The organism is Micromonospora sp. DT4, from assembly GCF_049841675.1.
GTDB lineage: Bacteria > Actinomycetota > Actinomycetes > Mycobacteriales > Micromonosporaceae > Micromonospora.
Window position 1 is genome coordinate 16,333 of sequence record NZ_JBNCKT010000077.1, and the last position, 11,640, is coordinate 27,972.

Below are 11,640 nucleotides of genomic sequence, written 5' to 3' on the forward strand. Positions count from 1 at the left end.
GGACCTTCAGCCAGCCGGGGCTGCGCAGAGGTCGAACTCCCGGTACGCGCCGACCGCGTCCGTGAGCGGCTCGTGCTCCGTCACGACGTCCTCCGGATGGATTTGCTCCAGCCGGTCGGCGTGCCCGTCGATCGCGATCACCCGGGACGCGCCGCGCTGGTACGCGGAGAGAACGAGGCGGTGCCGGTCCGCAGCCCGAGTGGGTTGTTCGATGCGGGGCTCGGGCACGTCGTCGACCCGGATGTCACCGATGCCATGCCGCACGACAGCCTTCACGCGTACTCCCATCCGTGCTGGCCGATCTCGTCGCGCCAGCACTCGACAACGAAACACCTCGTGCCCGGGACGAAAATCCGGCTTCCCCGGACGGGTCACGGCAGACGGCGCGGTCAGTTCAGTCTCTCGGCGAGACGGGTGACCGAGGCGCGCATGCCGTCGGTGCCGCCGTCGGGAAACTCCCGCAGCAGCGTCCGCGCCTGTTCAATAGCCCGGCGCGACGCGGCCGCGTCACCGGCGGCGATGAGAACGCCGGCCATCTGCCGCAGCGCGTCGAACTGCGACGGCCGATCCCCCACGCGCCGCGCTGTGCTCGCCGCAAGCTCCAGCTCCGTCACCGCCTCCGCGACGCGCCCGGTCTCGGCCAGGTTGTCCGCGACGGCGGCCCGGATCTCGCTCTCCTCGTGCGCGCGCCCCACCCGCTGGCTGAGGTCGAGGGCGTCCCGGAGCACCCGGATCGATTCCGCGACCTGCCCCTGGGCGGTCAACGACCTTCCCGTGCGCAGCAGACTGCGGAGCTCGCCGCGACGGTTGTGGAGCACACGGAACAACGACAACGCCTTGGCGCCGTGCTCAAGGGCACGATCGTGCCGGCCGAGCGCGCTGAACACCTCGTGGTAGTTGTTGTGCACCAACGCCTGTTCCAGACGCATGTTCCGGTCCCGGTAGGTCCGTGCGGCCTCACCGAGCAGGTGGAGCGCCTCCTCGTGGGCGCCGAGCAGGTACCGTGCGCCGGCCAGGCTGCGCAGGACGTGCGCCTCCCCCACGACATCGCCGCGCTCCCGCGCGGCCCTCAGCGCGATCCGCATGACGTCCTCCCAGTCCTGGTAACGTCCGGCCCACTGCAGGTACTGCTGCATGGCGATGGCGAGCTGCCACGGCACGATGCCGTACCCGACGTCGGCAGCCAGGCGCACCGCCTCCATGAGCATCTCCCGCTGGCGGTCGAACCAGGCGATGGCCTCGTCGTACGTGCCCGGCCGCTGGGCGACGACGCCGGGCAGCGGCGGTGGCGGCTCGATCGGCGGCCGGTTCGGGTCCAGCGCCAGCTGCGCCTGGTAACTGCTGTGCAGGTAGTGCTGTAGCAGGCGGCTGAGCGCCGCCTGTCGTTCCGTCGCCGACTCCTCGGCCTCTAGGAGTTCCTCGGCGTACGCCTTCACCAGGACGTGCGACGTGAGGTGGCCGTCCTCGTGCTCGGTCACCAGTGCCGCGTCGATCAGCTCGGCGAGCTGGGCGCGCGTGCTGTCCGGGTCGCGGTCGGCGAGGCTCACGCAGGCCTCGGCCGTGACACCGGGCAGCGGGGCGACCGACAGCAGTCGGAACAGCCGGGCGGCCTCCGGGCTGAGCTGCCGGTAGGACCACGAGAAGGCGGTACGCGGGTTGGTCAATCCAGGGCCACCCGCGAACGCCTCGAGCCGGCGGGCGCTGTCGCGCAGCTCCGCGGCGATGGTCGCGAGCGACAGCCCTGGGCGAGCGGCGATCCGGGCCGCCAGGATGGCCAGCGCCAGTGGAAGCCGGCCGCACAGCTCGATGATCTCGTCGGCGGTGCTGGCACAGCCCCCGTGGGTCGACCGGCTCGGCAGGCCGGCGAGACGACGTTCGAGCAGTCGACGGGCCGTCGGGAGGTCGGGCGGGTCGACCCGGAGCAGGTGTGCGCCGTCGAACGCCGCGAGCCCGACGAGGGCCCGCCGGCTGGTGACGATCACGAGACTTCGGGCCGAGTTCGGCAGCAGCGGGCGTACCTGGGCGGCGTCGTGGGCGTTGTCCAGCAGGAAGAGCATCTGTCTACCGGCTGTCATGCTGCGGTACATCCCGATGCGCGCGTCGAACGTGTCGGGTACGTCGGAGGCGGCCACGCCCACCAGGTGCAGCAGCGAACGCACCGCGTCGTCGTCCGACAGGCGCCCGCCCTCGCAGAGGTGCCCCCGGAGATCGAGATAGAGCTGCCCGTCGGCGAACTCGTCGGCCACCCGGTGCGCGAAGTGCGCGGCGAGCGTCGACGTGCCCACTCCGCCCATGCCGTCCATGGAGATCACCAGCGGGCTGGTCCGATCGGCGGTCCGCGTCTCCGTGGTCAGGTCGCGCAGGATCAGCAGTTCGGATTCGCGGCCCACGAAGAGAGGTGAATCCGGCGGGAGCTGCGCCGGGCGCACCGGCGTCGTCCGTCGGGCCAGCACGGGGTCGCCGTCCTCGGCGGGTGCCAGCGCCGTCTGGGTGAGGGCCCGCCGGTGGGCGTCCTGAAGGTGGTAGCCGGGGCCGATACCCAACTCCTCGTCGAGGCGCCTCCGGATCGCGCGGTACACCGCCAACGCCTCGGCCTGTTGGCCCGCTGCGGCGAGGGTCGTCACGAGGCTCGCGTGGACCGGTTCGTTGAGCTGACCCATCGTCGCCGCGAGCCGCAGCGGCACCAGCACACGGGCGGGCTGCCGCAGTCGCACGGCCACCGCGGCGGCGGCGATCGCGGCGTCGAAGAACTCGCCGTCGATGCCCGCGAGGACTGCCGCGGCGGCTGCGCTGTCGACCAGGCCGTCAGCGGACGAGCCTTGGCAACGCCGCAGCGCGTCGAGGTAGTGCTCCAACGCGTCGTCCGGACGGTCCTGCGCCAGGCTGGACTTCGCCGCCGAGACGTCGCGGCGGAACGCGACCAGGTCGAGCGTCTCCGGCCCGGCCACGAAGAGGTACCCGTTGCCGTGCCGCAGCAGGTACGAGCCGACGGCCCGCGGGGGCAGGTCGGGTTCGAGCAGGCGGCGCAGCGCCGCGACGTACTTGTGGATCACGTTCACGGCGCTGGCCGGCGAGTCGGGACCCCAGACGAGGTCCAACAGATCGCTGGTGGTGGTGGGACGCCCCTGCCGGGCCAGCAGGACCGCCAGGAGGCGGCGTTGCTGACGGGGGCCCGCGTCGAGCTCGGTCTCGCCGTGCCAGACCCGCAGCGGGCCCATGATCTGCAGGCGTGGTCCCTCCTGCGACGCCGCTTCCTCTGCCCGACCGGAGCCGACGTCGTCCCTCACGTTGATCACGCTGTGTCCATCTGGTGGAGGCTTACTTGACGATGACTGGATTGGAACATTCCGGACGCGGGGCGGATGATCCGACAATCCCGGGCGCGGCGAAACCGACTTCCGGGACGAAGACGGCACGCATCGAACCGGTCAGCGACGCCATGATGCGGCCCTGTCTCGTTACCCATGCACAGCAGACGTCGCTGGCGAGACGAAAGTTCGATCTCCTGGACCGGTTTTTCCCGCCGGCGAGCTAGGCGTTCCCGGATGCTCCTCGCGACCTCGGCGTCCGTGTCGGCCGGCGACACGCCTCAGCTGGTGCGGAGCGCCCAGCATGGCGATCCGGCCAACTTCGCGCTGCTCTTCGACCGTCATTCCGCCGGCATGCTCGCCGTGGCACACCGTCTGTTGGGTTCCGGCCCCGACGCCGAGGACGCCTGCCAGGAGTCGGCGATCACGGAGGCGAGGAAGCACCTGATCGCCTCGCACTGGGGCTGGTGGGGAGGGGCGGACAGCGACGAGGGCACCGCCGAGGGCCTGCTCGCGCGCGGCGCGACGCAAATCTCCGACATGCTTCGACACCGTCACCCGCCACCGCCTCTACCAGCTCCCGGAGTGAGCCCGCACGGCGCTGCCGCCAGGCTCACACCCCGTTCGGACGGCAGCGCCGTGACGCGCGCGGCAAGTACTTGCTCGTATGGAAAGTGAATGCTAACTTTCCATACGAGCAAGCATTTTCCCTAGCTCAAGGAGTTGCGCGATGAGCACCGCCCCGACTCCAGAAGAGGCACGACGAGCTCTTGAGGACGTCGACCGGCGGCGTGACCAGACGGCGACGGCCGCCGGCTGGCCGTGGTGGGCCTGGCTCGCCAGCGGTGTCGCCGCCGTAATCTGCGGGTTCGCCGCCGACCGGTATCCGGATTTCGTGCGCACCTACGGCACCACCATCGTCATCCTGCTGCTGTTCGCCGCGATGTTCCCCAACACCAGGTGGGGATCGGCCCTGCTGAAGCGGCCAGTGCGTCCCCGTGCCACCACCGACACGTCGATCCTGCTGTGGTCGGTCCTGGGGGTGGCCCTGCTGATCGGCGGCTTGGCGCTCGCCAGCGCCCTGGACGTCCCGCACGTCTGGGTGTGGAGCGGCCTGACCGTCGGTGTGCTGCTGGCCGCCGCAGGTCCGTGGTGGCAGCGCCGCGTCCTCGCCCGCCCGGCCTGACCGTGGCGGCCGACCCGAAGCTGGACCCGGCCCTGCTCGATCCCACCCGGCTGGCCATCCTGGCGCTGCTGGCGGGGACCGAGTGGGCCGAGTTCGCGTTCGTCCGTGACGCCATGGAGCTCAGCGACTCGGCCCTGTCGAAGCGGATCTCGACGTTGAGCGACGGTGGGTACGTCGAGGTGCGCAAGGGCTACGTGGGCAAGCGCCCCCGGACCTGGATCAACCTCTCCAGGACCGGTCGGACGGCCCTGAGCGGCCACATCGCCGCGCTGCGGGACATCGCCGCCCGCGTGGACGGCGCCGACTGATCCCCCACTACCGGCGGCGGGACGTTCAGCGCGCGTCGTTGTCCCGCCGCTGGGTCATGTGGACCTGTTCGAGGTCGAGGCCGTCCTGGACCCGGCGGAGCACCTCGTCGTCGATCTCGCCCGAATCGCGCATGCGCACCACGGTGTCGTGGCGATGGTCGATGACCGCGAGGTGCAGGTCGGCGTACTGCTTCTCGCTGTCTGCGCCGTCGGGAACGACCAGCGGCGCCGACGCACCACCCCGCGATGATCACGAGGACGGAGCGCTCGACGGCCTGGCCTTCTGCGGGTAGGGGGTCTCGTGGCGGGCCAACATGGCGACGAACTCACCGATCTTGCGCTTGCGGGTCTCCACCCGCTTCGCGGCGTTGACTCGGTAGATGAGGGCGAACCGGTTGGTCTTGGTGAGCACGTCGAACATGGCCTGGGCCGCGGGGTCGGCCGCGATGGCGGCGAGCAGGTCGGCCGGTACCTCGGCTTCCGACGGCGGGGCGTACGCGGCCGCCCACCGCCCGTCGGCCTTCGCCGCCTCCACGGCGGCCCGACCCGCGGGCGTCATCCGTCCCTGCTCCTCGAGCCGGGCCACGTGGGCGACGTTGCGCTGTGACCAGGCGCTGCGCGGGCGGCGGGGTGTGAACCGGATCCAGGAGGACTCCTCGTCTCCCTTACGGGCCTGCCCGTCGATCCAGCCGAAACAGAGCGCCTCGTCGACCGCGTGCTGCCAGGACAGCGTCGTGACCGTGCCGCCCTTCTTGGTCAGGGCGAGCCAGACGCCCGGCGACGTGGCGTGGTTGGCGGACAACCACGCGCGCAGCGCGTCGGCGTCCGCGACGATCAGCTCCTGGAGTTCGGTGCTCGCCATGACAGCAGGCTATCGCCGCGTCGTGCCGCCAACCTCCACCCGGCGGGCCGCTCCGGGCGCACAGCCGGGGTCCGTCGGATTGGCCGAGGGCGTGACACGACGGCCGCGCCACACCCTCGACCTCGTCCAGCGGTCAGCAGCCGATCCGGCTGGCGCCGACCGCGACGTCGTCGTACCAGAGGGTGTCAGCCCCGTTGCCGTAGCTCTCCCAGCCCAGCTTCAGGTCGGTGAGCTGCGGTCGCCAGGTGCGGTTGTACCACTGCCCGTCGATGTCGTGCGTCGGTACGCCGTCCGCGGTCAGTCCCGCGATGGCGGTGCCGTCCAGCCAGGTACGGAGCTGACCGGAGGAGCCGTCGACCATGAACTCCAGGCAGGTCCACCGGTTCGTGGGCAGCGGCACGCTCTGCGCCACCCCGGCGGGGCTCTGCTCGGGCAGGGTCGCGTCGTCGGAGGCGCGGTTCCACTGCAGCGCGCCGTTCTGGCCACCCATCCGCAGGTCCCGGTTGCCGTCGGCGGAGTCCGTCATCGCCATCATCGTGGTGTGGTCGGCGGGCTGGGCGGTGGTGTGCCGGACCCAGATCCGCCCGTACCGGACACTGCCCACGCTGCCGAGGTTCTTCGCGGACCGGATGAAGACGTGGTTGCAGTACCCGGCCGCGCCGTTGATCCGGACGGCCCGGCTGCCGCTGTGCGTGGTGGCCGTGTCGATGGTGGCGGTACCCGCGCCCGAACAGTCCGGGCTGACCACGGCCCAGTCGCCTGACGGCGTCGAGCCGGTCTGATTCTCGAAGCCGTCGCAGAGCACCGCCCCGGCACAGCCGACCGGCGGAGGCGTCGTGGGCGGCGGCGTGGTCGGTGGCGGCGTCGTGGGCGGTGGCGGCGTCGTGGGCGGAGGCGGCGTCGTGGGCGGAGGCGTGGTCGGCGGCGGCGTCGTGGGCGGAGGCGGCGTCGTGGGCGGAGGCGGCGTCGTGGGCGGAGGCGTGGTCGGCGGCGGCGTCGTGGGCGGCGGCGTGGTCGGGGGTGCGCTCGTCGGCGGGGGCGTGGTCGGCGCGATGCCGTTGCACGGTACGCCGTTCAGGCTGAACCCGGTCGGCGCGCCGCCGCTGGTGCCGTAGGTGCCCTGGACGCCGAACTCGGCGGCGCCGCCGGCCGGGATGCCGCCGTTGTACGACATGTTGCGGGCGGTCACCGTCGATCCGGACTGGCTGACCGTGGCGTTCCAGCCGTTCGTGACACGTTCGTTCCCGGCGTAGGTCCAGGTGACGGTCCAGCTGGAGACGGCGGTGTCGCCGGGGCTGACCTTGACGCTGGCGGTGAATCCGCCGGGCCACTGGTTGGGCGTGTAGTCGACCCGGCAGCCCTGGGCGGCCGAGGCCGGAACGACGAGCAGGACCGTGCCGGTCGCGGTCACGGCGGCGGCCAGCGCGGCGACGGCCGCGAGGGTCGGGGCGGGGCGGGCGCGGAGAATCGTCATGGGGAGTCCTTCTGCCATCGAGCGGGAGGAACCGGCGCGGCAGCGCGCGTCCGGGACGGACGCGGTGCGCCGACACGCCGGGTACGGCGCGGCGATGCGCCACGGCGAGTGGTCGATGCGTACGACCGACGTGCCCGGCTCGAGGTGGAGCTGTCAGTCGCCGGTCCGGTTGTTGCCCGGAACCCGGCGACGCCCGCCCCCAGTCTATTGACTGATCACTATCTAATCAAGCGCGCGCGTTAATCGGTGGCCCGACGTCGCCGGCCGTGTCAGTCTGGCCGAAGAAGGACCGGGTTCACACGGCCCGGCACACCCAGGAGACGGGAGCACGGCGATGCGAGGACTCGGAACCCCGCCCATCCGGACGCGAGCTTTCGAGGACCCGACAGCCTGTGCAGACCGTCAACCTTGGCATCGTCGCCCACGTCGACGCCGGTAAGACCAGCCTGACCGAACGCCTGCTGTACACCACCGGTGTCATCGACCGGCTCGGCAGCGTCGACGCGGGCACCACCCAGACCGACACCGGCGAGATCGAGCGCCGGCGGGGCATCACCATCCGCAGCACCGTCGCCTCGTTCACCGTGCGCGACCGCCGGGTCAACCTGCTCGACACCCCCGGGCACAGCGACTTCGTGGCCGAGGTCGAGCGGGCGCTCGGCGTACTCGACGCGGCCGTCCTGGTGCTGTCGGCCGTCGAGGGCGTCCAGCCGCACAGTCGCCGGATCATGCGGATCCTCCGGTCGCTCCGGCTGCCCACCCTGGTCTTCGTCAACAAGATCGACCGGGTCGGCGCCCGCGCCGACGAGCTGGTCGCGGACGTGCGCCGGCTCCTCACCCCGGCCGTCGTCCCGCTGGGCACGGTCCGCGCGCCCGGCACCCCCGGGGCCACCTACCGGCCACACCATCCGGGGTACGACCACAGCGCCGCCCACCGGCTCGCCGAGGTGCTCGCCGAGCACGACGACGGACTGCTGGCCGCCCTGGTGGACGAGCTGCCACCTGACCCCGACCGCATCGACGAGGCGCTTCGGGCGCAGGTCGCCGCCGGGCAGGTGCACCCGCTGCTGTTCGGCTCGGCGTTGTCCGGCGCCGGCGTACCGGAGCTGCTGGACGCCATCGCGGCCGTGCTCCCGGCGTCGCCGCCGGCCGAGCCGGATGCGCGGGCGCGGGTGTTCGCCATCGAGCGCGACCCCTCGGGCGAGCGGGTGGCGTATCTGCGCGCGTACGGCGGGCAGTTCCGGGCGCGGGAACGGGTCACCGCGTACCGCCGGGAGCCGGACGGCCGGACCACCGCGACACGCGGGCGGATCACCCGGCTCGAGGTGGTCGGCGCGACCACCGACCAGGCCCCGCCCACCGCGCTGACCGCCGGCCACATCGCCCGGGTCGCAGGCCTGACCGGTGTACGCCTCGGCGACCAGCTCGGCAGCCCGGCCGGCCTCGACGGGCGGTCGTACTTTCCCGCGCCGACCCTGGAGGCGGTGGTGCGACCCCGCGACGTGTCCCAGACGCTGGCGCTGCACGCGGCGCTGGTGGACATCGCCGAGACCGACCCGTTCCTGCGTACGCGAGTGGCCCCGGACGGCGGCACGAGCGTGCTGCTCTACGGCGAGGTGCAGCGCGAGGTGCTGACCACCACGCTGGCCGAGACGTACGGGATCGATACGGAGTTCGGGCCGGGGCTGCTCATGCACGTCGAGCGGCCGACCGGCACGGGCGCCGCCGTGGAGATCATCGGACACGGCTTCTTCGGGACGGTCGGGTTCCGGGTCGAGCCCGGCACCGGCGTGGACTACCGACGGGAGGTCGAACTCGGGTCGCTGCCACTGTCGTTCCACACAGCCATCGAGGACGCCACTCGAGCCGCCCTCGACCAGGGCTGTCACGGCTGGCCCGTCACCGACATCCGGATCACTCTCACCCACAGCGGCTACTGGTCGCCGATCACCACCGCCGGGCACTTCCGGGACCTCGCTCCGTACGTCCTCATGCAGGCGCTCGCCGAGGCCGGCACGCGGGTCTTCGAGCCGTGCCGCCGCTTCGAGGCGGAGGTGCCGGCCGACCGGCTCGGCCCGGTCACGTCGTACCTGAGCCGGCTCGGCGCCCGGGTCGACGGCACCGACGACATCGCCGCCGGCTGGCGGATCAGCGGCGTGCTGCCGGCGCGGCTCGAACTCCGGGCGCAGCGGCACCTGCCCGACCTGTCCAGCGGGGAGGGCCTGTGGTCGTCGACGCCCGGCGGTGACCGACCGGTGTCCGGCGAGCCGCCGCGCCGGTCCCGCACCGACGGCAACCCGTTCGACCGGACGGAGTACCTGCGCTTCCTCGCCCAGCCGCAGAACCGACCCCGCGCCGTCAGGGACGCGACCCCAGGAAGAGGCCACCGCTCGCCGCGATGACCTGACGGGTGACCCAGCGGGCCGCGTCGCAGGCCAGGAACGCGACCGCGCAGGACGTCACCGCGCCCGCAGCAGCCCTCGGTCGGCCAGGAACCCGCGCAACGTCTCGGCATCCTCGGCGGGCATCAACCACCGGGGAATCACGGTCGCCGGCATCCGGCCGACGTACACGATCCAGAAGTCCGGGGTGTCCTGCACCTGCGCGACGCCGTCCCACGCGATACCGCCGGACTCCGACCCGCTGCGCATCATGATGTTGTGGTCGGTGATCTCGTAGGCGCCCTCGACGGCGTAACTGCCCGAGCGGCGCAGTGCCCGCGACCGCACCCACGGCAGGTACAGCATCGACAGCACGCCGCCCACCACCAACGCCATCCACAGCGGGGACGCCCGCTCGCCCCAGCCCAAACCGCGCGCGAGCGCCAGACCGATCGCCCCGACCACCACCAGCACCGCGCCGACGTAGCTGTACCGGCGCAGCCGGACACCGGCGAGGGTGGCCGCCACGCGAGCGGGGTAGGCGGGATCGGCGGGGACGTCGAAACGGATGTGCACCCCAGAACGATAGTGCCCCACCGGCCTCGACACGCCTCCGACCGTGGGAGTCCGGCACCGGGCGTGGCCGACGCGTTGTCGCCGGAGTTTGGCCCGCTGTCGTTTGCGGATAGCGGATGACACATGAACCGCGATCTCCTGAAGGCGCTACCTGTTGGAGCGGGACGAGGTGCGCCGGCCGCTCGTCGCGGCGGCGGTGGAGCCGCTCGCGGACCGACCGGGCCTGGCCGCGGCCATCGCCTCGGCAGGCGAAGACCCCGTGGTACGGCGTGAGCTGCGGTCCGTCCTGGACAGCGCCAAGGTGCGCGAGCTGATCTGGCAGGCGATGGAGAACCAGGTCAGTGACCAGCGGTTCGGCATGATCCGCCGGTCGACTAGCGTCGCGGGGTGGCAGCGCCCAGCCCGGCACCGCCCTCGGAACTGAGCCGCCCACTGACGTTCCTGTTCGCGGTGGCGGGCGGTGCGGCCACCGCCAACCTGTACTGGGCGCAGCCTCTGCTCGGCCTCATCGCCGAGGACCTGGACGCGCCGACTGACACCGATCGACCGTGTACGCGATCAGCGCGACGGCGGTCCAGGGCCACGTCGTGATAGTCGTCCAGCACCTGGAGGACGTCGCCCAACTCCAGCAGCAGCCGCTGGTCGTCCGGCGACAGGGCCGGGCGTAGTAATCCGAACAGGGCCGTCGTGCCGAGCCCACCCTTACCTCAGGTGATCCGGCGCAGCTCCGCCCCGGAGACGGCACGCCCTCGTTGCTGGCGCGACTGGATCTGGAACCGATGCATCCGGCGCAGGGCGGCGTAGACCGGGTCGGACTCCTCTCGTCGCAACGCCACCTCGATGGCGCGGTAGAGCCCCAGCAGCACCGCCGCGGCGTCCGACTGCGGGCGGAAGGACCCACCGTCGAACAGGACCGTGAGCCGCTCGTCCAGGCTGGGGGCGCGGAAGTTGTCGAACAGATCGTCGTACACGCGCGTGAAGGAGCTGCCCAGGATGGCTCGATCGGCCTGGAACGCGATGCCGACCGCCTGCGCGTAGCCGGACATCGCGAGACACACCTTGACGCTGGTGCTCAACAGAATCCGGGAGATCTCCCGTCGCCGGCGCGCCCCGGCGACGCTCCGGTCGACGATCGGGTCCACCGTCCGGTCGAAGACCTCGATGATCTCGCCGACCTCGCGTCGCACGAACCGGTGGACACTGGGCCACCCGAGCGCCAGCGGCGCGAGGCGCAGTACCGCGACGACCTCAGAGGACACGGCCGGGGAATCCGGCCCGAGCAGGCAGAGAGCACCCCGCCGTGGGAGCACCGACCGTCACCACCGACCGCCGCGCCTCGGCGGGCAGTCGTGCGGACTCCATCGCCGGATGGGAACGGCGGTGCGTGACTCGCTCTCGACGATGGCGCATACGTCGACAGTATCGAAGAGCATCACCGCATGCGCTCGACCGGTGACGTGGTCCGACCGTACGTATTCAGCTTGAGTTGATCGGCTGAGCGGGGCTGCGGTCTACTGTGGTGGCTGTGGCTGGCATGATCTTGGC

The 11,640-nt window shown here is 72.0% G+C and carries 11 protein-coding genes; 5 read left to right on the top strand and 6 right to left on the bottom strand.

Annotated features, from left to right (window positions below):
• Window positions 1-6 precede the first annotated feature (6 nt).
• Window positions 7-276 carry a hypothetical protein gene (locus ACLQ24_RS20440; RefSeq protein WP_425893310.1) on the bottom strand — a complete coding sequence of 90 codons (270 nt, stop codon included), beginning with the start codon at window positions 274-276 and terminating at the stop codon, window positions 7-9.
• 113 nt (window positions 277-389) lie between these two features.
• Window positions 390-3,296 (bottom strand): BTAD domain-containing putative transcriptional regulator, encoded by a 2,907-nt coding sequence (locus ACLQ24_RS20445; protein ID WP_425893311.1) that lies wholly within the window; start codon window positions 3,294-3,296, stop codon window positions 390-392.
• A gap of 249 nt (window positions 3,297-3,545) precedes the next feature.
• On the opposite strand from ACLQ24_RS20445, the gene ACLQ24_RS20450 reads away from it, so the two are divergent.
• Genes ACLQ24_RS20450 through ACLQ24_RS20460 form a run of 3 tightly spaced genes read left to right on the top strand, consistent with a single transcriptional unit; the run spans window position 3,546 to window position 4,802 of the window.
• Window positions 3,546-3,986: an RNA polymerase sigma factor gene (locus tag ACLQ24_RS20450; RefSeq protein ID WP_425893312.1), complete on the top strand. Its 441-nt coding sequence runs from the start codon at window positions 3,546-3,548 to the stop codon at window positions 3,984-3,986.
• A 52-nt stretch (window positions 3,987-4,038) separates the two neighbouring features.
• Complete coding sequence (locus tag ACLQ24_RS20455) at window positions 4,039-4,494, top strand: hypothetical protein (RefSeq protein ID WP_425893313.1); 456 nt, start codon at window positions 4,039-4,041, stop codon at window positions 4,492-4,494.
• Entirely contained in the window at window positions 4,461-4,802 is a 342-nt protein-coding gene (locus ACLQ24_RS20460) for a winged helix-turn-helix domain-containing protein (protein ID WP_425893314.1), read from the top strand. The genes ACLQ24_RS20455 and ACLQ24_RS20460 overlap by 34 nt, the downstream gene beginning before the upstream one ends.
• A 250-nt stretch (window positions 4,803-5,052) precedes the next feature.
• Here ACLQ24_RS20460 and ACLQ24_RS20465 read toward each other — a convergent pair whose 3' ends face one another.
• Both ACLQ24_RS20465 and ACLQ24_RS20470 read right to left on the bottom strand, forming a co-directional pair.
• On the bottom strand, window positions 5,053-5,664 hold the full coding sequence (locus ACLQ24_RS20465) for a YdeI/OmpD-associated family protein (RefSeq protein ID WP_425893315.1): 612 nt from the start codon (window positions 5,662-5,664) through the stop codon (window positions 5,053-5,055).
• 133 nt (window positions 5,665-5,797) lie between these two features.
• Window positions 5,798-7,138 (bottom strand): cellulose-binding domain-containing protein, encoded by a 1,341-nt coding sequence (locus ACLQ24_RS20470; RefSeq protein WP_425893316.1) that lies wholly within the window; start codon window positions 7,136-7,138, stop codon window positions 5,798-5,800.
• 392 nt (window positions 7,139-7,530) lie between these two features.
• Between ACLQ24_RS20470 and ACLQ24_RS20475 the strand changes: the two genes are divergently transcribed.
• Window positions 7,531-9,540 carry a GTP-binding protein gene (locus ACLQ24_RS20475; RefSeq protein WP_425893317.1) on the top strand — a complete coding sequence of 670 codons (2,010 nt, stop codon included), beginning with the start codon at window positions 7,531-7,533 and terminating at the stop codon, window positions 9,538-9,540.
• Window positions 9,541-9,597: 57 nt separating this feature from the next.
• Here ACLQ24_RS20475 and ACLQ24_RS20480 read toward each other — a convergent pair whose 3' ends face one another.
• Window positions 9,598-10,095, bottom strand: a complete 498-nt coding sequence (locus ACLQ24_RS20480) for a YcxB family protein (protein WP_425893318.1) — start codon at window positions 10,093-10,095, stop codon at window positions 9,598-9,600.
• Window positions 10,096-10,249: 154 nt separating this feature from the next.
• Here ACLQ24_RS20480 and ACLQ24_RS20485 point away from each other — a divergent pair, with 154 nt between their 5' ends.
• The gene (locus tag ACLQ24_RS20485; RefSeq protein WP_425893319.1) at window positions 10,250-10,519 is read left to right on the top strand and encodes a hypothetical protein; all 270 of its coding nucleotides are present in this window, start codon (window positions 10,250-10,252) and stop codon (window positions 10,517-10,519) included.
• A gap of 283 nt (window positions 10,520-10,802) precedes the next feature.
• Here ACLQ24_RS20485 and ACLQ24_RS20490 read toward each other — a convergent pair whose 3' ends face one another.
• Complete coding sequence (locus tag ACLQ24_RS20490; RefSeq protein WP_425893320.1) at window positions 10,803-11,354, bottom strand: hypothetical protein; 552 nt, start codon at window positions 11,352-11,354, stop codon at window positions 10,803-10,805.
• Window positions 11,355-11,640 lie beyond the last annotated feature (286 nt).

Bases quoted from the DNA above. Each gene is read 5' to 3' on its own strand.
- ACLQ24_RS20465 (WP_425893315.1), bottom strand. From the start codon at position 5,664: ATGGCGAGCACCGAACTCCAGGAGCTGATCGTCGCGGACGCCGACGCG.
- ACLQ24_RS20470 (WP_425893316.1), bottom strand. From the start codon at position 7,138: ATGACGATTCTCCGCGCCCGCCCCGCCCCGACCCTCGCGGCCGTCGCC.
- ACLQ24_RS20455 (WP_425893313.1), top strand. From the start codon at position 4,039: ATGAGCACCGCCCCGACTCCAGAAGAGGCACGACGAGCTCTTGAGGAC.
- ACLQ24_RS20450 (WP_425893312.1), top strand. From the start codon at position 3,546: ATGCTCCTCGCGACCTCGGCGTCCGTGTCGGCCGGCGACACGCCTCAG.